14 protein-coding genes and 1 tRNA gene are annotated in these 20,001 nt (G+C 72.5%); 11 read left to right on the forward strand and 4 right to left on the reverse strand.

All coding sequences use genetic code 11. The annotated features are described in order from the left end of the window. The first annotated feature begins 95 nt into the window (after positions 1-95). From ACZ56E_RS39560 to ACZ56E_RS39570, 3 genes are all read left to right on the forward strand, one after another. On the forward strand, positions 96-2,438 hold the full coding sequence (locus ACZ56E_RS39560; protein WP_471221826.1) for a HelD family protein: 2,343 nt from the start codon (positions 96-98) through the stop codon (positions 2,436-2,438). 409 nt (positions 2,439-2,847) lie between these two features. Then, on the forward strand, positions 2,848-4,278 hold the full coding sequence (locus ACZ56E_RS39565; RefSeq protein ID WP_468601658.1) for an NAD-dependent malic enzyme: 1,431 nt from the start codon (positions 2,848-2,850) through the stop codon (positions 4,276-4,278). 302 nt (positions 4,279-4,580) lie between these two features. After that, positions 4,581-4,862 (forward strand): HU family DNA-binding protein, encoded by a 282-nt coding sequence (locus ACZ56E_RS39570; protein WP_016645140.1) that lies wholly within the window; start codon positions 4,581-4,583, stop codon positions 4,860-4,862. A 112-nt stretch (positions 4,863-4,974) separates the two neighbouring features. Here the strand turns inward: ACZ56E_RS39570 and murA are convergent, their stop codons facing one another. After that, positions 4,975-6,315 (reverse strand): UDP-N-acetylglucosamine 1-carboxyvinyltransferase, encoded by a 1,341-nt coding sequence (gene murA, locus ACZ56E_RS39575; RefSeq protein WP_471221827.1) that lies wholly within the window; start codon positions 6,313-6,315, stop codon positions 4,975-4,977. 244 nt (positions 6,316-6,559) lie between these two features. On the opposite strand from murA, the gene ACZ56E_RS39580 reads away from it, so the two are divergent. Further along, entirely contained in the window at positions 6,560-7,168 is a 609-nt protein-coding gene (locus ACZ56E_RS39580; protein ID WP_468601654.1) for a YqgE/AlgH family protein, read from the forward strand. On the opposite strand, the gene ACZ56E_RS39585 is transcribed toward ACZ56E_RS39580, so the two are convergent. Then, positions 7,141-8,079, reverse strand: coding sequence for a LysR family transcriptional regulator (locus tag ACZ56E_RS39585; protein WP_471221828.1), 939 nt, complete (start codon positions 8,077-8,079; stop codon positions 7,141-7,143). The genes ACZ56E_RS39580 and ACZ56E_RS39585 overlap by 28 nt on opposite strands. A gap of 110 nt (positions 8,080-8,189) precedes the next feature. Here ACZ56E_RS39585 and ACZ56E_RS39590 point away from each other — a divergent pair, with 110 nt between their 5' ends. The 7 genes from ACZ56E_RS39590 (at position 8,190) to ACZ56E_RS39620 (ending at position 17,684) form a co-directional block, all read left to right on the forward strand. After that, on the forward strand, positions 8,190-9,365 hold the full coding sequence (locus tag ACZ56E_RS39590) for an MFS transporter (RefSeq protein ID WP_471221829.1): 1,176 nt from the start codon (positions 8,190-8,192) through the stop codon (positions 9,363-9,365). A 219-nt stretch (positions 9,366-9,584) separates the two neighbouring features. Continuing rightward, positions 9,585-9,881, forward strand: a complete 297-nt coding sequence (locus tag ACZ56E_RS39595; RefSeq protein ID WP_033263869.1) for a DUF3039 domain-containing protein — start codon at positions 9,585-9,587, stop codon at positions 9,879-9,881. A 126-nt stretch (positions 9,882-10,007) separates the two neighbouring features. Next, positions 10,008-11,633 carry a beta-N-acetylhexosaminidase gene (locus tag ACZ56E_RS39600; protein ID WP_471221830.1) on the forward strand — a complete coding sequence of 542 codons (1,626 nt, stop codon included), beginning with the start codon at positions 10,008-10,010 and terminating at the stop codon, positions 11,631-11,633. A gap of 285 nt (positions 11,634-11,918) precedes the next feature. Continuing rightward, positions 11,919-12,824: an FAD binding domain-containing protein gene (locus ACZ56E_RS39605; RefSeq protein ID WP_398298305.1), complete on the forward strand. Its 906-nt coding sequence runs from the start codon at positions 11,919-11,921 to the stop codon at positions 12,822-12,824. Then, entirely contained in the window at positions 12,821-14,848 is a 2,028-nt protein-coding gene (locus tag ACZ56E_RS39610) for a (2Fe-2S)-binding protein (protein ID WP_471221831.1), read from the forward strand. Before ACZ56E_RS39605 ends, ACZ56E_RS39610 begins: the two co-directional genes overlap by 4 nt. Beyond that, on the forward strand, positions 14,845-17,148 hold the full coding sequence (locus tag ACZ56E_RS39615; RefSeq protein ID WP_471221832.1) for a xanthine dehydrogenase family protein molybdopterin-binding subunit: 2,304 nt from the start codon (positions 14,845-14,847) through the stop codon (positions 17,146-17,148). Before ACZ56E_RS39610 ends, ACZ56E_RS39615 begins: the two co-directional genes overlap by 4 nt. Further along, positions 17,145-17,684 carry an AAA family ATPase gene (locus ACZ56E_RS39620; protein WP_471221833.1) on the forward strand — a complete coding sequence of 180 codons (540 nt, stop codon included), beginning with the start codon at positions 17,145-17,147 and terminating at the stop codon, positions 17,682-17,684. The genes ACZ56E_RS39615 and ACZ56E_RS39620 overlap by 4 nt, the downstream gene beginning before the upstream one ends. A gap of 18 nt (positions 17,685-17,702) precedes the next feature. Here ACZ56E_RS39620 and ACZ56E_RS39625 read toward each other — a convergent pair whose 3' ends face one another. Both ACZ56E_RS39625 and ACZ56E_RS39630 read right to left on the reverse strand, forming a co-directional pair. Continuing rightward, a complete protein-coding gene (locus tag ACZ56E_RS39625; RefSeq protein ID WP_471221834.1) occupies positions 17,703-19,325 on the reverse strand; it encodes a hypothetical protein in 1,623 nt (540 codons plus the stop codon). A 257-nt stretch (positions 19,326-19,582) separates the two neighbouring features. Continuing rightward, positions 19,583-19,654 (reverse strand) — tRNA-Cys (locus ACZ56E_RS39630). Positions 19,655-20,001 lie beyond the last annotated feature (347 nt).

The raw sequence follows: 20,001 nt of genomic DNA on the forward strand, positions 1-20,001 counted from the left end.
CACCGGCCGCGAGACAAGTGCACAGGACGGGCCCCTTTCGCCTAAGGTGGACGGCTGCTCAATACGGGCAGCAGCACGGTGTGAAAGGGGCCTCGGTGGCCGACGTACGCGACCGCGAGATCAGCGTCGAACAAGAACATCTCGACCAGGTCTACCGACGTCTCGAGGAGAAGATCCACGAGGCCGAGTTCCTGATGAACGACGCTGCCCAGCGCTCCCAGGTCGGTACGCCGGGCGCGCTCGCCGAGCGTGACGCGCAGGTCTTCCGCGCCGGTGTCCACCTCAACCGGCTCAACAACGAGTTCGAGGACTTCCTCTTCGGCCGGATCGACCTGCTCCGGGGCAAGGACGGCAAGAAGGGGCCCGACGGCGCGTACACGGCGGTCGAACCGGCGGAGGGCGCGGTGCGCGAGGACGCGAGCGGCAAGCACGCCGACATCGCGGAGACCCTGCACATCGGCCGTATCGGCGTCCTCGACGCCGACTACTCCCCGCTGGTCATCGACTGGCGCGCGCCCGCCGCCGCGCCCTTCTACCGCTCGACGCCGGTCGATCCGGGCCGGGTGGTGCGCCGCCGCGTCATCCGCTCCAAGGGCCGCAAGGTCCTCGGCGTCGAGGACGACCTGATGCGCCCCGAGCTCACCGCCCGCCTCGACGGCGAGGAGCTCCCCGTCGTCGGCGACGGCGCCCTGATGGCCGCACTCGGCCAGGCCCGCAGCCACTCGATGCGGGACATCGTGGCGTCCATCCAGGCCGAGCAGGACATGGTGATCCGCGCGCCCGCCGCCTCGGTGACGTACGTGGAGGGCGGCCCCGGCACCGGCAAGACCGCGGTGGCCCTGCACCGGGCCGCGTACCTCCTCTACCAGGACCGCCGCCGGTACGCGGGCGGCATCCTCATCGTCTCCCCGACCCCGCTCCTGGTCGCCTACACCGAAGGCGTGCTGCCGTCCCTCGGCGAGGAGGGGCAGGTCGCCATCCGCGCGGTCGGCTCCCTGGTGGACGGCGTGGAGGCGACGGAGTACGACAGCCCCGCGGTGGCCCGGGTCAAGGGCTCATCGCGCATGCTGAAGGTGCTGCGGAAGGCGGCGCGGGGGGCGCTGGAGACTCCCTCCGCCCCGGCTGCTCCCGCCCCGCAGGACGGGCAGCTGTCCTTCGGCGACGAGGACCCGGAACCGCAGGCCACCGGTACCCCCACCCGTCTCCGCGTCGTCGCCTTCGGCCGCCGGCTCGAACTGGACGCCGGCCAGCTGGACCGCATCCGCCGCAACGCGCTCGGCGGCACCGCCCCCGTCAACCTCCTGCGCCCGCGCGCCCGCAAGCTCCTCCTGGACGCCCTGTGGTCCCAGTCCGGCTCGGCGGGCCGCCACACGGACCCCGAGCTCGCCGCCGAGCTCCGCTCCTCCTTCGACGACGACATCACGTCCGAGGACGACTTCATCCGGTTCCTGGACGCCTGGTGGCCGGAGCTCACCCCGCGCGGCGTGCTCGCCGCGATGAGCGACGAGCGGCGGCTCGGCCGCTGGGCGCGCCGGATCCTCAACCCCGGCGAGGTCCGCAAGGTCGCCCGCTCGCTGCGCCGCGACGCCCTGTCCGTCCACGACGTGGCGATGCTCGACGAGCTCCAGGCGATCCTCGGCACGCCGCACCGCCCCAAGAAGAAGCGTGAACTCGACCCCCTCGACCTGCTCACCGGCCTCGAGGAGCTGATGCCGCAGCGCGAGGAGTCCCAGCGCGAGCGCGCCGAGCGCCTGGCGGCGGAGCGCACCGAGTACGCGCACGTCATCGTCGACGAGGCCCAGGACCTGACGCCCATGCAGTGGCGCATGGTCGGCCGCCGCGGCCGCCACGCCACGTGGACCGTCGTCGGCGACCCGGCCCAGTCCTCCTGGTCCGACCCCGACGAGGCGGGCGAGGCGCGCGACGAGGCGCTCGGCAGCCGCCCGCGCCGCCGCTTCACGCTCACCGTCAACTACCGCAACCCCGCCGAGATCGCCGACCTGGCCGCGCGGGTCCTGGCCCTGGCGATGCCGGGCGCCGAGTCCCCTTCGGCGGTCCGCTCCACCGGCGTGGAGCCCCGCTTCGCGGTCGTACGGGGCAAGGACCTCGCCTCGTCCGTGCGCGAGGAGGCGGCGCGGCTCCTGGAGCGGGTCGACGGCACGGTCGGTGTCGTCGTGGCGATGAACCGCCGCGAGCAGGCGGCGCGCTGGCTCGCGGGGCTCGGCGACCGGGTGGTGGCGCTGGGCAGCCTGGAGGCCAAGGGCCTCGAGTACGACGCGACGCTGGTCGTCTCGCCCGCGGAGATCGCGGACGAGTCCCCGGCGGGCCTGCGCGTCCTGTACGTGGCGCTGACGCGCGCGACGCAGCAGCTCACGGTCCTGTCGGGGGAGCGCGACGAGCCGGACGCGGCGGGCGTCCCGGATCTGCTCAGGGACTGACCCTTCGCGGTGAACGCCCCTCGTCCGAGATTGACCCGAGCGGCTTCGCGGGACGGGAATTGCCTTACGGGATTCGTTTGTTACCTTGGATGTGGCACCGGCTCGATCCAAGCCCCCGGGCCCAACCATCGTCGCTACGAGCGACCACTTGCCGCGAGGCGAGCATGGCGGGTCGGTGTCATAAGCGTGTGAGAGAGGCCCACGTCACCACGTGACGTGGGCCTCTTTCTGTTCCGGTCCCTCTTTCCGTTCCGCGCAACTTCTCGTATGGTGGAAACAAGTTTCCGAAACTGCAGCGCACTGGCCGATGAACAAAACGTTCTCAATCCGGGGCGGCTACCACGTACTCGGCGGTAGGTGCGACCATCGGACGGCAAGAGCTACAAGGTGAAAGCAGAGGAAGTCCGCCATGGCAACGGCGCCCAGCGTCTCCTACTCGATGACGGTCCGACTGGAGGTGCCCGCCAGCGGGACAGCGGTCTCCCAGCTGACCACGGCCGTGGAGTCCTCCGGAGGTTCGGTCACCGGCCTCGACGTCACGGCGTCCGGCCACGAGATGCTGCGGATCGACGTGACGATCGCGGCGTCCTCCACCACGCACGCCGACGAGATCGTCGAGCAGCTGCGCACCATCGAGGGCGTCACCCTCGGCAAGGTCTCCGACCGTACGTTCCTGATGCACCTCGGCGGCAAGATCGAGATGGCGTCCAAGCACCCCATCCGCAACCGTGACGACCTCTCCATGATCTACACCCCGGGCGTCGCCCGGGTCTGCATGGCGATCGCCGAGAACCCCGAGGACGCCCGCCGCCTCACGATCAAGCGCAACTCCGTTGCGGTCGTAACGGACGGGTCGGCAGTCCTGGGCCTCGGCAACATCGGCCCGAAGGCCGCGCTGCCCGTCATGGAGGGCAAGGCGGCCCTCTTCAAGCGCTTCGCCGGCATCGACGCCTGGCCGCTCTGCCTGGACACCCAGGACACCGACGCCATCGTCGAGATCGTCAAGGCCATCGCCCCCGGCTTCGCGGGCATCAACCTCGAGGACATCTCCGCGCCGCGCTGCTTCGAGATCGAGGCCCGGCTGCGCGAGGCCCTCGACATCCCGGTCTTCCACGACGACCAGCACGGCACCGCCATCGTCGTCCTCGCCGCCCTCACCAACGCCCTGCGCGTGGTGGGCAAGGGCATCGGCGACGTGCGCGTGGTGATGTCGGGCGCCGGCGCGGCCGGCACGGCCATCCTCAAGCTGCTGCTCGCCGCCGGTGTGAAGAACGCCGTGGTGGCCGACATCCACGGCGTCGTGCACGCCGAGCGCGAGGACCTGGTCTCCCACGACGTCGACTCGCCGCTGCGCTGGATCGCCGACAACACCAACCCCGAGGGTCTCACGGGCACCCTCAAGGAGGCCGTAGTCGACGCGGACGTGTTCATCGGCGTCTCCGCTCCGAACGTGCTGAACGGCGACGACGTGGCCGCCATGGCCGACGGCGCCATCGTGTTCGCGCTCGCGAACCCGGACCCCGAGGTCGACCCGGCAATCGCCCGGCAGACGGCGGCAGTTGTGGCCACCGGACGCTCGGACTTCCCGAACCAGATCAACAACGTCCTGGTCTTCCCCGGCGTCTTCCGCGGCCTGCTCGACGCCCAGTCGCGCACGGTCAACACGGAGATGATGCTCGCCGCCGCGGGCGCCCTCGCGGACGTCGTCGCCGAGGACGAGCTGAACCGGAACTACATCATCCCCAGCGTCTTCAACGACAAGGTCGCGGGTGCCGTGGCCGGTGCCGTGCGCACCGCCGCGAAGGCCGCGGGGGCCGCTGTGACAGGCGCCACGGCCTAGCCGTACGGCGCGTCGCGGAACCCGGGCCCCTCGGGCCCCCTCTAGGGTGGCTTGGCAGCAAGCCCTCCCCTGGCCCCGCATTTTCGGGGGCGGCGGACGCTTTTCGTGTGACCCCCAAGGGCGCCGGATTGGCTTTCCCGCCGCAGGTGGGGGCAGGATGCGTAATCGGGCGCGAGGGTCTGGACGTCAGACCCGGGTCCGGGGACTGTCCGAGGACCCTGGCAGCATCGTCTTCGCTGTGCCCATCATGCGGCCCTGCCGCGTGGCACGCCTCAACGGCAAAAGAACACGGGAGTACAAACATGAACCGCAGTGAGCTGGTGGCCGCGCTGGCCGACCGCGCAGAGGTGACCCGCAAGGACGCCGACGCCGTGCTGGCCGCGTTCGCCGAGACCGTCGGCGAGATCGTTGCCAAGGGCGACGAGAAGGTCACCATCCCCGGCTTCCTGACCTTCGAGCGCACCCACCGTGCCGCTCGCACCGCCCGCAACCCGCAGACCGGTGAGCCGATCAACATCCCGGCCGGTTACAGCGTCAAGGTTTCGGCTGGTTCCAAGCTGAAGGAAGCGGCTAAGGGCAAGTAGCCCGGAGCAGCTGAAGGGGGCGGCCACCCGGTTCGGGTGGCCGCCCCCTTCGCATGCCGTCAAAGATGGCCTCAAACGCCGGCCGGGCTGGACCCGGCCGGGGCTGGAACCGCTACAGCGCTGCCTTGTTCGGGAGTTCGACCTTTGCGCCGAGCTCCTGGAGCTTCTCCATGAAGTTCTCGTAGCCGCGGTTGATCAGGTCGATGCCGTGGACGCGGGACGTGCCCTGCGCCGCGAGGGCCGCGATCAGGTACGAGAAGCCGCCGCGCAGGTCGGGGATGACCAGATCGGCGCCCTGCAGCTTCGTGGGGCCGCTGACGACCGCCGAGTGCAGGAAGTTGCGCTGGCCGAAGCGGCAGTCGGAGCCGCCGAGGCACTCGCGGTAGAGCTGGATGTGCGCGCCCATCTGGTTGAGCGCCGAGGTGAAGCCCAGCCGGGACTCGTAGACCGTCTCGTGGACGATGGAGAGGCCCGCGGCCTGCGTCAGGGCCACGACCAGCGGCTGCTGCCAGTCGGTCTGGAAGCCCGGGTGGACGTCCGTCTCCAGGGCGATCGCGTCGAGCGAGCCGCCCGGGTGCCAGAAGCGGATGCCCTCGTCGTCGATCTCGAAGGCACCGCCCACCTTCCGGTAGGTGTTCAGGAACGTCATCATCGAGCGCTGCTGGGCGCCGCGGACGTAGATGTTGCCCTCGGTCGCCAGGGCCGCGGAAGCCCAGGAGGCGGCCTCCAGGCGGTCCGAGAGGGCGTGGTGGTTGTAGCCGCCGAGGCTGTCGACACCGGTGACCCGTATGGTCCTGTCGGTGTCCATGGCGATGATCGCGCCCATTTTCTGCAGGACGCAGATCAGGTCCTCGATCTCCGGCTCCACCGCGGCGTTCGACAGCTCGGTGACGCCCTCCGCGAGGACGGCGGTCAGCAGGACCTGCTCGGTGGCGCCCACGGACGGGTACGGCAGGCGGATCTTGGTGCCGCGCAGGCGCTGCGGGGCCTCCAGGTACTGGCCGCCCTCACGCTTCTCGATGGTGGCGCCGAACTGGCGGAGCACCTCGAAGTGGAAGTCGATCGGCCGGCCGCCGATGTCGCAGCCGCCGAGGCCGGGGATGAAGGCGTGCCCGAGGCGGTGCAGGAGCGGGCCGCAGAAGAGGATCGGAATGCGCGACGAGCCCGCGTGGGCGTCGATGTCGGCGACATTCGCGCTCTCCACGTGCGACGGGTCCATGATGAGCTCGCCCGGCTCCTCGCCGGGCCGGACCGTCACGCCGTGCAGCTGCAGCAGGCCGCGCACGACGCGCACGTCGCGGATGTCGGGGACATTGCGCAGCCGGCTCGGAGCGCTGCCGAGCAGCGCGGCGACCATGGCCTTGGGCACAAGGTTCTTCGCGCCGCGGACACGGATCTCGCCCTCCAGCGGGGTTCCGCCGTGGACAAGCAGTACATCGTCGGTGACGGTCATGAATCTCGCGTTCCGATTGGATGGACGGGGGGACCAAAGGGCAAGCGTAATGGCCGCGTACCCCCCTTCCGTAAGGCCAAGGGCGTGCAAACCACGTCATGAGTTCGTGACAACACGAACCGTGCGGAACCGGACACTCCGGGTCACCGCCCCACGCAGCGGCTCCACCGGCCACTTCTGGCCCTGAGCTGCGTTCACTCCGGTATGCGCATTGCCTCCCCGCGCCGGGCGAATATGCGGGATCATGTGGTCCATGACCGAGGTGTCCTCGCTCACAGGGCGGCTGCTCGTGGCCACACCGGCCCTGGCGGACCCGAACTTCGACCGCGCGGTGGTGCTGCTCCTCGACCACGACGAGGAGGGCTCGCTCGGCGTGGTCCTGAACCGTCCGACGCCGGTGGACGTCGCCGACATCCTGGAGGGCTGGGGAGAGCTCGCCGGGACGCCGGGCGTCGTCTTCCAGGGCGGCCCCGTCTCGCTGGACTCGGCGCTCGGCGTCGCGGTGATCCCCGGCGACGAGGCGGTGTCCGCGGCCGCCGGGTCGCGGACCGGCAGACAGGACCCGGTCGGCTTCCGGCGCGTGCACGGCGCGATCGGCCTCGTCGACCTGGAGGCCCCGCCCGAGCTCCTCGCCTCGGCTCTCGGCTCGCTGCGGATCTTCGCCGGTTACTCGGGCTGGGGCCCGGGCCAGCTGGAGACCGAGCTGGCCGACGGCGCCTGGTACGTGGTCGAGTCCGAGCCCGGCGACGTGTCGTCGCCCGATCCGGAGCGGCTGTGGCGTGCGGTGCTGCGGCGCCAGCGCAGCGAGCTCGCGATGGTGGCGACCTATCCGGACGACGCGTCGCTGAACTGACCGGCGGGTCGGTCGGTGCACGGCCCGACGCCGTGCAGGTACTGCTCGGCCAGCGGGTGCGCGTCCCTCGCCGGGATCGCCAGGTGTACGGCGACGGGCGGGGCGTTCTTCAGGCGTACGTGACGCAGGGCCGGGTGGGCGTGCCTGCGGGCCACCGGCTCCGGCGCCACCCCCACCCCGTGGCCCGCCGCGACCGCTTCCAGCCACTCGTCGAAGTTGTCGGCGGTGCAGGCGAGGCGAGGGCGGCGGGACGGGGGCCACAGGTCGGGGCGGGTCGTGCCGGTGACGGTGTTCACCACCAGCGGCACGTCCGCGAGCTCCGCCCAGTCGACGACACGGCGGCCCGCGAGCTCGGCGGCGCCGCGCGCGACGACGGCGACGCGCGGCTCGTGCAGCAGCACGCGGGTGCGGACCGGTGCGCCGGGCGGGACGTCGCCCCGTACGACCGCGACGTCGCACGCGCCCGTGGCCAGGCCCGCCAGCGGGGCGTCGCGCCGCACCAGCCGTACGCCCGCGCCGGTCGCCGCCCGGAAGGCGGAGGTCAGCTCGACGCATGCCTCGGGCAGGACGGAGGTGAAGCCGAGCCGCAGCAGCGGGGGCTCGGCGCGGGTGGCGCGCAGGGTGGCGTCCAGGCGGGTCAGCAGCGGGGCGAGGTCGTCGCGCAGCCGGTGGCCCGCGTCGGTGAGGACGACGCGGCGCGTGGTGCGCTCCAGGAGCCGGGTGCCGACGGCTTCCTCCAGGGCGCGGACCGTGCGGGTGAGGGCGGGCTGGCCGACCCGGAGCCGGTCGGCGGCGTGCGTGAAGCTCAGCTCGTCGGCGACGGCGAGGAATCCTCGCAGGTGGCGCAGCTCGACCCCGTCCAGTCCATGACCCATGCCCAGTCCCTGACCCATGCCCAGTCCTTGATCCATGCCGCCCGAGCATAAATGGGCTCGGCGGACATTTCCCGCCGGATACGGAGGCTGCCTACGTTTCCCTCTCGCCCGCCGGGGAGGCGGGCCCGACGAGGGAGTTGAGTGCCGTGCGCAAGGTGTGGCTGTTGATGGTGGGGTCCTTCACGCTGGGGCTCGACGCCTATGTGATGGCGGGGCTGCTGCCGGTGGTCGCCGACGACCTGGGGACGACCGTCTCGCTCGCCGGGCAGATGGTCACCGTCTTCACCCTGGCGTACGCGGTGAGCGCGCCGCTCGTCGCCGGGCTGCTGTCCGGTGTGCGGCCGCGCGTGCTCATCGTCGCCGCGCTGGCCGTCTTCACGCTCGGCAACGGGCTCACCGCGCTCGCCCCCGGTCTCGCCGTGCTGCTCGCCGCCCGGGCGGTGGCGGGGGTGGGCGCCGGGGTCTACTCGGCGCTGTCCACGGCGGCCGCCGCCTCGCTGGCGGGGGAGGAGCGGCGCGGGCGGGCGCTCGCGCTGGTGATGGGCGGGATGAGTTCGGGCACGGTGCTCGGGGTGCCGCTGGGGGTGCTGCTCGCCGGCCACACGTCCTGGCGGGCCACGATGTGGCTGGTGACGGGGCTCGGCGCGGTCGCTCTGCTGGGCCTCGCGGTGGGGCTGCCGGAGGTGCCCGCCGAGCCGCCGGTGCCGGTGCGGGCGCGGCTCGGGGCGCTTGCCGACCGGGCGGTGCTGCCGATCGTGGGCGTCTCGTTCCTGGGTGCGGTGGCGAGTCTCGGCCTCTACACGTATCTCGCGCCGGTGCTCGCTTCGTCGGGCGGCGTGGGTGAGGGGGCGGTGGCGCCGTATCTGTGGGCGTGGGGGATCGGCGGGGTGCTGGGCAGTCTGGTGGCCGGGCCGCTGGTGGACCGTACGGGTCGGGTGGTCGTTCTCGTGACGGGCATCATCTCGACGCTGACCGTCGCGATCGCTGTGTTGCCGCTGTTGGGCGCTGCGGCGTATCCGGCGCTTGTTGTCTGGGGGGCGGCGGGGTGGGCCTTCCAGGTTCCGCAGCAGCATCGGCTGCTCGCGTTGCGCGCGGAGCGGGGCACGGTGGCTCTTGCCCTCAACAACTCCGCCCTTTACCTGGGCAGTGCGGTGGGGTCCGGCGTTGCCGGGGTGGCTCTCGCGGCGGGGCTCGCGCCGCGTGACCTTCCGTGGGCGGCGGCGGGGGTGGCTTTGGCGGGCCTCACCCTCCATCTGTCCGCTGCACGGGGCCGTTCCCTGCGGGCCGGTGGGGGCTGGTCGCGCAGTTCCCCGCGCCCCTGAAGTGGTCCGTGGCGCGGCCTCGCGTGCGGCATGGTCACCCGGGGTTGCCCTGGCGGGTGGGGCCGGAGGGTCTTACCCAGGGGCGCGGGGAACTGCGCGGCCAGCCACAGGGGGCCCGCACGATACGGAGCGGCCAGCCACAGCGGGCCCGCGCCAGACGAACGGGCACCCGGCATGGGCGATGCCGGGACGTCGCGGGCGTGAGTACCCTTGGCCCTTATGAGCACTCTTGAGCCCGAGCCCGAGCGCGGGGCAGGTACGGGGACCCTCGTAGAGCCGACGCCACAGGTGTCGCACGGTGACGGCGACCACGAGCGCTATGCGCACTACGTCCAGAAGGACAAGATCATGGCGAGCGCGCTGGACGGCACCCCCGTCGTGGCGCTCTGCGGCAAGGTGTGGGTCCCCGGCCGCGACCCGAAGAAGTACCCCGTCTGTCCCATGTGCAAGGAGATCTACGAGTCCATGGGCGCCGGCGGCGACAAGGACAAGGGCGGCAAGGACGGCAAGAAGTAGCCCTGCCGAGGACGGCACGAAGTAGGCGTCCCTTTCGTCCGTTGTGAGACCTCTTCGCCCGAGGGGCGTTGCGCCTGCCGCAACGCCCCTTTTGCGTCCCGCAATCGCGTGACAGCCTTGGGCGCCATGACCTTTGGGCAACTCATCCCGGCGCCCGCACGCGCCGAGGCCACGCAGAGCTCTTCCTTCGTCATCGACGCGTCCACCACCGTCTGGGCCGGTCCCGGCGCCGGGTCCACCGAGCGGTGGCTGCGCGCCGCGCTCGGCCCCGCGCTCGGCCTGCCGCTCCGCGACGGCACCGAGGGCGCGGCCAACTCCCTCTCCCTGTACGTCGACGACTCCCTGGAGCCGGAGGCGTACAGGCTCACCATCGACAGCGACCGCGTCGAGATCCGCGGCGGCACCGGCGCCGGCGTCTTCTGGGGCGCCCAGACGCTGCGCCAGCTCCTCGGCCCCGACGCCTTCCGCCGCGCCCGCCTGCGGGACGGAGCCGAGTACGCCGTCCCGGCCGGCGTCGTCGAGGACGCCCCGCGCTTCGGCTGGCGCGGCATGATGCTCGACGTGTCACGGCACTTCATGCCGAAGGACGGGGTCCTGCGCTACCTCGACCTGCTCGCCGCCCACAAGCTCAACGTCTTCCACTTCCACCTCACCGACGACCAGGGCTGGCGCGTGGAGATCAAGCGCCACCCGAAGCTCACGGAGGCCGGCTCGTGGCGCGCCCGCTCCAAGTGGGGCCACCGCGCGTCCCCCCTCTGGGAGGAGCGCCCGCACGGCGGGTACTACACGCAGGACGACATCCGCGAGATCGTCGCGTACGCCGACTCCCTGCACATCGCCGTCGTCCCGGAGATCGACATCCCGGGCCACTCGCAGGCCGCCATCAGCGCGTACCCGCACCTCGGCAACACCGACGTCGTCGACACCGAGGCGCTCACCGTCTGGGACACCTGGGGCGTCAGCAAGAACGTCCTCGCCCCGACCGAGGACGTACTCCGTTTCTACGAAGGGGTGTTCGAGGAGATCCTCGACCTCTTCCCGTCCACCTTCATCCACGTCGGCGGCGACGAGTGCCCCAAGGACCAGTGGAAGGAGTCGCCCGCCGCGCAGGCCCGCATCAAGGAGCTGGGCGTGGACGGCGAGGACGGGCTGCAGAGCTGGTTCATCCGCCACTTCGACCGGTGGCTCTCGGCCCGCGGGCGGCGCCTCATCGGCTGGGACGAGATCCTGGAGGGCGGCCTCGCCGAGGGCGCCACCGTCTCCTCCTGGCGCGGCTACCGGGGCGGCATCGCCGCGGCCAAATCCGGCCACGACGTCATCATGTGCCCCGAGCAGCACGTGTACTTGGACCACCGCCAGCACGGCGGCCCCGACGAGCCGATGCCCATCGGCTTCATCCGCACCCTCGAGGACGTCTACCGCTTCGAGCCCGTCCCCGCCGAACTCACCGAGGAGGAGGCGGCCCACGTCCTCGGCACCCAGGCCAACGTCTGGACCGAGGTGATGGAGCACCAGGGACGCGTCGACTACCAGGTGTTCCCGCGCCTCGCCGCCTTCTGCGAGGTGGCGTGGCGACAGCTGCCCGCCCCCGCCGAACGGGACTTCGCCGACTTCGAACGGCGAATGACCGAGCACTACGCGCGACTTGACGCCCTCGGCGTCGACTACCGCCCGCCGAGCGGCCCGCTGCCGCACCAGCAGCGACCGGGCGTGCTCGGACGCCCGATCGAGGGGGCGCCCCCGAACGTGTGAGGAAGCTCCGGGGTGCGTGCTCCCGGCGGTCCGTGCCGGGAGCATGGGCCGCCGGAAGCCGTGCGAAAACGGCATATCCCCCTGGTCTGGGGACGAATGCCTCCTAGCGGACCCCCGCGTCGGGGCCCGGGGAAGATGTGCCAGAGTTGCCACGTCCGGGTTGTGAGCACGTACCGTACGGCGGAACAGGCGTAACGGTGACACGTCGCGAAACGGCGAGCACTTCACATACGCGATGGATGTACGTGGAGCACGCGGCCGGACATCGGGAAGGGGCAGCCGGTTTTGAGCACGCACGCACCGCAGGCGGCACAGACACCGCAATCGGTGAAGCTGCCCGCCACGCTGGACGAGGCCGTGGCGGCGCTCGCCGCCATGCCCGCCGCCGTGCCCGTCGCCGGCGGCACGGACCTCATGACATCGGTCAACTCGGGACAATTGCGGCCCGCCGCCCTCGTCGGCCTCGGCCGCATCAACGAGATCCGCGGCTGGCAGTACCAGGACGGCCACGCCCTGCTCGGCGCCGGTCTCACGCACGCGCGCATGGGACGCCCCGACTTCGCCGCGCTGATCCCCGCCCTGGCCGCCGCCGCGCGCGCCGCGGGACCGCCCCAGATCCGCAACGCGGGCACCCTCGGCGGCAACATCGCGTCGGCCGCCCCGACCGGTGACGCGCTGCCCGTCCTCGCCGCCCTCGAAGCCGTGCTGATCATCGCGGGACCCGGCGGCGCCCGCCGCGAGGTCCCCGTCTCGCACCTCCTCGCCGGCATGGAGATGCTCCGCCCCGGCGAGCTCATCGGCTTCGTGCGCGTGCCGCTCCTGCACGCCCCCCAGGTCTTCCTCAAGGCGACCGGACGCACCGGGCCCGGCCGGGCCACGGCGTCCGTCGCGCTGGTCCTCGACCCGGCGCGGCGCGGCGTGCGGTGCGCGGTCGGCGCCATCGCGCCGATGCCGCTGCGGCCGCTCGAGGCCGAGGAGTGGGTGGCCTCACTGATCGACTGGGACGGCGAGCGCGGCAGCCTCGTCCCGGAGGCGGTCACCGCCTTCGGCGAGTACGTCGCGTCCGCCTGCATCCCGGACCACCCCCCGGCGGCCGACGGCACCGAACAGCCGCTGGCGCCCGCCGTACTGCATCTGCGGCGCACCGTCGCCGCGCTGGCCCGACGAGCACTGGGGAGGGCGCTGTCGTGAGCGACGACCAGAACACCCACAACGGCGGCGGCTGGCAGCCGCACCCGCAGGGCGAGTACGACTCCGACGCCACGGCGTTCGTACAGCTCCCCGAAGGCATGCTGGACACCCCGCTCGCCGCCCCGGGACACGGTTACGTACCGCCGCAGATAACGGTCACCCCCACCACCGCCGACGCCACCGACCCGGCCGCCACCGGCGCCTGGGTCATGCCCCCCGAGGTCACCGGGGCGGCCGGCGGCGGACACGCGGTGAGCTGGCCCGACGCGGGCACGGTGCAGGAGCAGCAGCCGGACGCGCACCCGTACGACCCGCGGGCGACCGGCCAGTGGAGCTTCGGCGAGGCCGAGGCCGCGGGACTGCAGCAGCCTTTCGGGCAGGGGTACGAGCAGGAGTCGTACGAGCAGGCCGGGTACGGGCAGGACTACGGCCACCAGTACGGGCAGGCGCCCGCGACCCCCGCCCCCTCCGACGTCACCGGGCAGTGGTCCATCCCCGTCGCCGACGGGGACCTGCCGGACGAGTCCGGTGAGTACACGGCGTCCTCGCTGACGGCCCAGTGGGGCGGCGGCACGCCCCCCGCGACCCTGCCCGGCGGCGCGCCCGCGCCGTGGGCGACGGGGGCGGGAGCCGGTGCGCCCTGGGGCACGCAGCCGCAGGAAGCCGCCGCGCACGCCCCTGCCGAGCACGCCCCCGAGCCCCCCGCTGCCGAGCACGCCCCCGTCGCGCACCGTCAGGAGACGCCGCAGGAGAGCCGGTTCGAGCAGACGACGCTGCTGCGGGCGATCAGCGTGCCGCCCGCCGGACGGACCGGCGCGGAGGCGGCGCAGGCCGCGGAGGCCGCCCTCGCGGCGGAGGCCGCCCACGCCATGGAGGCGGCGGAGGTCGTCGAGGCCGCCCGGGAAGCCGTCGAGGCCGCGGAGGCCGCGGAGGTCGCGGACATCCTGGAGTCGTCCGAGCCGACGGACGAGTTCGAGGCCGCCGCCGAGCATGTCGACGTGCCCGAAGCGGCCGCCCACGAGGCCGTCCTGGAGTTCGCCCCCGAGGCCGCTCAGGAAGCCCCGGAAACCGCCCTCGAAGCGGTGCCGGAGGCTGCCCCCGAGGTCGTCGCCGAAGCCGCCGAGGAGCACCCGGCCGGACCGGAGCCGACCGACGAGGCCGACGTAGCCGACGTAACCGGCGAGGCGGACGCGATCGCTGAGGCGGACGAGCCCAGTGGCGGCGACTCGGCCGAAGCCGCATCCCAGGAGCCCCACGAGCCCCAGGAGTCGCACGAAGCACCGGAGGCGGCGGCGGAGGCGGCGGAGGCGGCCGAGGCGAAGGAGTCCGACGGCCCCGTCATCGCGCCCAACCCCCTCCACGACGACCACCCCCTCGTCTCCTACGTCCTCAGCGTCAACGGCACCGACCGGCCCGTCACCGACGCCTGGATCGGTGAGTCGCTGCTCTACGTCCTGCGCGAGCGGCTCGGTCTCGCCGGGGCCAAGGACGGCTGCTCGCAGGGCGAGTGCGGAGCCTGCAACGTCCAGGTGGACGGACGGCTCGTCGCCTCCTGCCTGGTCCCGGCCGCGACCACCGCGGGCAGCGAGGTCCGTACCGTCGAGGGCCTGGCCACCGACGGGCAGCCCTCCGACGTGCAGCGCGCGCTCGCCGCGTGCGGAGCCGTCCAGTGCGGCTTCTGTGTGCCGGGCATGGCCATGACCGTGCACGACCTCCTCGAGGGCAACCCCGCCCCCAGCGACCTGGAGGCCCGCCGCGCGCTCTGCGGCAACCTCTGCCGCTGCTCCGGCTACCGCGGCGTCCTCGACGCCGTGCGCGAGGTGGTGGCCGAGCGCGAGGCGACCTCCGCGGCCGCCGCCGAGTCCCCGGCGCAGAACGCGCCCGAGCACCCGCACGAGCACACGTACGAACGCGCGGACGAAGCACGCATTCCGCATCAGGCGGGTCCGGGAGCCGGTGGCGTCCACCCCGCCGCGTACGACGAACCGCAGGGCCCCTACGGCCAGGACGGAGGCCACGCGTGACCACCGAAGTCGGCACCGCGACCACGCCCACCGCCGCCCCCGACGGGCCGGGTCAGCCGGCGCACGGCATCGGCGCGTCGCTGCCGTCCGCGGAGTCCCGCGTGAAGACGGAGGGCACCTTCCCCTACGCCGCCGACCTGTGGGCCGAGGGCCTGCTGTGGGCGGCGGTCCTGCGCTCCCCGCACGCGCACGCCCGCATCGTCTCCATCGACACCAGCCACGCCCTCGAGATGCCGGGCGTGCACGCCGTCGTCACGCACGAGGACGTCCCCGGCGAGCCGCTGCACGGCCGCAGGACCGCGGACCGCCCGGTCTTCGCCTCCGATGTCGTACGCCACCACGGCGAGCCCATCGCCGCCGTGGCCGCCGACCACCCCGACACCGCGCGGATGGCGGCCGCCGCCGTCATCGTCGAGTACGAGGTGCTCGAACCGGTCACCGACCCGGAGAAGGCCTTCGAGGCCGAACCGCTGCACCCCGACGGCAACCTCATCCGCCACATCCCGCTGCGGCACGGCGATCCGGAGGCGGCGGGCGAGCTCGTCGTCGAGGGCCTGTACCGCATCGGCCGCCAGGACCCGGCGCCGATCGGCGCGGAGGCGGGCCTCGCGGTGCCGCGCCCCGACGGGGGAGTGGAGCTGTACGTCGCCTCCACCGACCCGCACGCCGACCGCGACCGGGCCGCCGCCTGCTACGGCCTCGCCCCGGACCGCGTGAAGGTGGTCGTCACCGGCGTGCCGGGCGCGACCGCCGACCGCGAGGACGCCGGCTTCCAACTCCCGCTCGGGCTCCTGGCGTTGCGGACCGGCTGTCCGGTCAAGCTCACCGCGACCCGCGAGGAGTCCTTCCTCAGCCACGCCCACCGCCACCCCACGCTTCTGCGCTACCGCCACCACGCGGACGCCGAGGGCCGGCTGGTCAAGGTGGAGGCGCAGATCCTGCTCGACGCGGGCGCGTACGCGGACACGTCGTCGGAGGCGCTGGCCGCCGCGGTCTCCTTCGCCTGCGGTCCGTACGTGGTGCCGAACGCCTTCATCGAGGGCTGGGCGGTCCGTACGAACAACCCGCCCTCCGGACACGTCCGCGGCGAGGGCGCGCTCCAGGTGTGCGCCGCGTACGAGGCGCAGATGGACAAGATCGCGAAGAAGCTGGGCGTCGACCCGGCCGAGCTGCGGCTGCGCAACGCCATGGCGACCGGCGACATCCTGCCCACCGGCCAGACCGTGACGTGCCCAGCCCCGGTGGCCGAACTCCTCGCCGCCGTGCGGGACTTCCCGCTCCCCGAGCTGCCCAAGGACACCCCCGAGGACGAGTGGCTGCTGCCCGGCGGCCCCGAGGGCGCGGGCGAACCGTCCGCAGTGCGGCGCGGGGTCGGCTACGGCCTCGGCATGGTCCAGCTCCTCGGCGCCGAGGGCACGGACGAGGTCTCCACGGCCACCGTGAAGGTCCACGACGGCATGGCGACGGTGATCTGCGCGGCCGTCGAGACCGGCCAGGGCTTCACCACCCTGGCCCGCCAGATCGTCCAGGAGACCCTCGGCATCGAGGACGTCCGGGTCGCCCCCGTCGACACGGACCAGCCCCCGGCGGGCCCGAGTTGCCGCGGCCGTCACACGTGGGTGTCGGGCGGCGCGGTGGAGCGCGCGGCGAAGATGGTCCGCACGCAGCTCCTGCAGCCTCTGGCGCACAAGTTCGGCATGTCCACCGAACTGCTCCAGATCACCGACGGCAAGATCACCTCGTACGACGGTGTGCTGTCCACGACCGTCACCGAGGCCCTGGAGGGCAAGGAGCTCTGGGCCACCGCCCAGTGCCGCCCGCACCCGACGGAGCCGCTGGACGAGGCCGGGCAGGGCGATGCCTTCGTGGGCATGGCGTTCTGCGCGATCCGCGCGGTGGTGGACGTGGACATCGAGATCGGTTCGGTCCGTGTCGTCGAGCTCGCCGTCGCCCAGGACGTGGGCCGCATCCTCAACCCCGCCCAGCTGAAGGCCCGTATCGAGGCGGGCGTCACCCAGGGCGTGGGCGCGGCGCTCACGGAGAACCTCCGCACCCCGCGCGGCATCGTCCGCCACCCCGACCTGACGGGTTACGCCCTCCCGACCGCCCTGGACGCCCCCGACATCCGCATCGTGAAGCTGGTGGAGGAGCGCGACGTCGTGGCCCCCTTCGGCGCGAAGGCGGCCAGCGCGGTCCCGGTCGTGACGTCCCCCGCGGCCATCGCCTCCGCGGTCCGCGCGGCGACGGGCCGCCCGGTCAACCGCCTCCCGATCCGCCCCCAGGCGGCGGTCGCGACATGACGCCGCCCGGCGGCGGGGTCGTGGTGCTCACCGGCATCATGGCGTCCGGCAAGTCCACGGTCGCGCAGGCCCTGGCCGAACGCCTGCCGAAGGCCGCGCATGTGCGGGGCGACACCTTCCGCCGCATGATCGTGTCGGGCGGGGTGCCGTACGAGGGCGTGCCGGGCGGCGAGGGTGAGGCCCAACTCCGCCTGCGCTACCGCCTCTCGGCGTCGACGGCCGACGCGTACGCCGACGCGGGCTTCACCGCAGTAGTCCAGGACGTCATCCTGGGCGACGAGCTGAAGCCGTACGTGGACCTCCTCCGCACCCACCCCACATACGTCGTCGTCCTCGCCCCACGCCCCGACGCGGTCGCCGCCCGCGAGGCCGCGCGCGGCAAGACGGGCTACGGCGCGTGGACGGTCGAGGACCTGGACGCGATCCTGCGCGAGCAGACACCTCGGCTCGGACTCTGGCTGGACAGCACGGAGTTGACGGTCGAGGAGACCGTGGACGTCATCCTGGAGCGACTGGACGAAGCCCGGGTGAAGTGACTCCACCCGGGCTCCGTGCTACTTGCCGTAGTACGCGTTGTACAGGGACACGGACGTCTTGTTACCGCCCTTGTCCGTGATCTTGGCGCGGAACGAGACGCCCTTACCCTTCGCCGGATTCGTCACGGACACCTCACCGTCCCGGACAGGGACCTTCTTCCAGCTCCGCCCCTCGTCGTACGAGACGTACACGGCAAGCGACTTGAGCTGCCCGGCGCCCGCAGCGGCGCCCTGCACCGTCAAGGGAACGGACTGGGTGGCACCCGCAGGGGCGCGGCTCTCCAGGTCGGTCCTCGGGTTGAACCGGGCGACGGAGACGGGAAGTCCGGTCCGCTCCGCCGTCCTCTTGGAACGGAACGTCCAGGACGCCTCGACACGCGACGAGGCCTTCGCCACCCGCGGGTCACGCTCCGCCGACGCGGTCAGCCGGTACTCGGCGTCACTCGCCGGAACCTCGAACGTCTTGCCACCGGTCACCGGGTCGTCGTTCTCCGCGATCTTCGTGCCGTCGCGGTAGAGCGCCGACTTCGCCTTGGAGTACGCGGTCCAGCCCGCGTGGCCCTCGCCGTCGGCGACGACCGGGATGCGGCCGCCCAGCCGGTCGCCTTCGCGGAAGACACCGGTGCCGGCGGCGTTCAGGGCGGGCCCGAAGGCACCGACATTGAAGGTCCTCGTGTACTGACGCCCAGCCTTGAAGGTCTGCGGATCCATCTCGTAGTACCCCTCCATGACCGGCTCGCCCTCCGCTCCCCTGTCGCCGTACTGATCGAAGTCGATGCCCCACTTCGTGGCGCCGAGCGCGGTCACGTGCACCGTCGTGGTGCGCGGCAGTTTCCGCGGAGCGAAGATGTGCGAGATGCCGCCCGCCTCGGGACGGTATCCGGCGACGGCGAGGGAGCCCGACTTCCCCGGGGCCGAGGCGCCGGAACGCACCTTGACCGTGGCGAAGTCAGCGCGCTTCAGGTGTTTGGTGTAGCCGGTCGAGAGCTTCTTGACCGTGCCGCCGATGAGCATGTCGTAGCGGGTGCCCGCGCCCTTCGTCCAGGTGCCGAGCCACTGCTCGCCGAAGCCTTCGGGAACCTCCGGGCCGAGGTGGGCGGTGCGCAGGCCCTTGAACGAGGCGTTGATGGGGGTGGATTCGTGGCCCTTGTACGTGAACCGCGGTCCGCCCGACACGAGCTTGGCGTCGGGGTCCGGGACCGTGATGTCGACCGGCTTCGCCCTGCGGGCGTCGAGCGTCACCGTCATGTCCCTGTCGACGGTCAGCCGGGGTTGGACGAGCCAGTCGGTGCCCTTCTCCGAGTTGTCCGGGTCGACGTGGATCGACCAGTCCAGCAGGTAACTGCCCTTGGCAACCTGGACCTTGGTGCTCGCACCGTCCGGGGACAGGGTGATTCCCTTGTCCTCGCCGGTTATGGCCGACATCCTCGCGTCGTGGTGCGGTGTGGGCCGGCCGTCGCGGCCGATGGTCTTCAGCGTCACTTCATAGCGCTCGACTGCGGCGCCCTTGCCGTTGTGCCCGGTGGCTGCCGACGTGGTCGTCGGTGTGGCCGACGCGGGGCTGGTCGTGCCCGCTGCGAGGGCCGTGGCGGCGGCTGCGGCGACGGTGGCCGCGGCCGCTCTTCTGGCGTGGTTGCGCATGTCTTCCCCCTGGAGTCGTGGTCCGAGGTGCTGTCCAGGGGAGTATGCAGAGCGCTGGGGCTGACACCGAACTCCGTTACAGGACCGCCTAGTTGGGGTTACACGGCTGTGTGGTTCCCATGAGATTCTGAGAGATGGCTCACGGGAACCCGGGAACCCGCCGGTTCGGGTTCGGGTCCGCCTGTACGCGGAAAGGGTGGCCCCTCGTGGGGGACCACCCTTTCGCTTGTTGCGGTACGGCGCGGTGACGCCGTCGGAGGCCGTGGCGGGATTCGAACCCGCGTTACTGGATTTGCAGTCCAGCCCCTGAGCCTCTCGGGCACACGGCCAAGTCGTCGACCTGACTTCTCGACCGTAGGCGGGGTGCCGAGGGTGACTCAAGGGATCACGGGGTGGTGCAACGGGACTGCCATGCCGCGTTCACGAAAGAGGTGTGTGCAGGGACTGGGCCGTGTGGGACGCCTGGGCCGCGATGCTCGACACTCTTCGCCAAGGTGGGCGTCTCCAGCCGGGGCGAACTGGTGGCCCGGTTGGCGGGGCGGGGGGCTCGGCATCTTCGGTGGGCCGGTGACGTTGACGGTCACCGGGGCCGCCCGGTGTTTTCCGGAGTGTGGCGCCTCCGGGCCGGCAGTAAAGGGCGCTCCTGCGTCGCGTCGGCTGCGCCGATTCCGCTTCG

Source organism: Streptomyces sp. NPDC039480 (assembly GCF_055597165.1).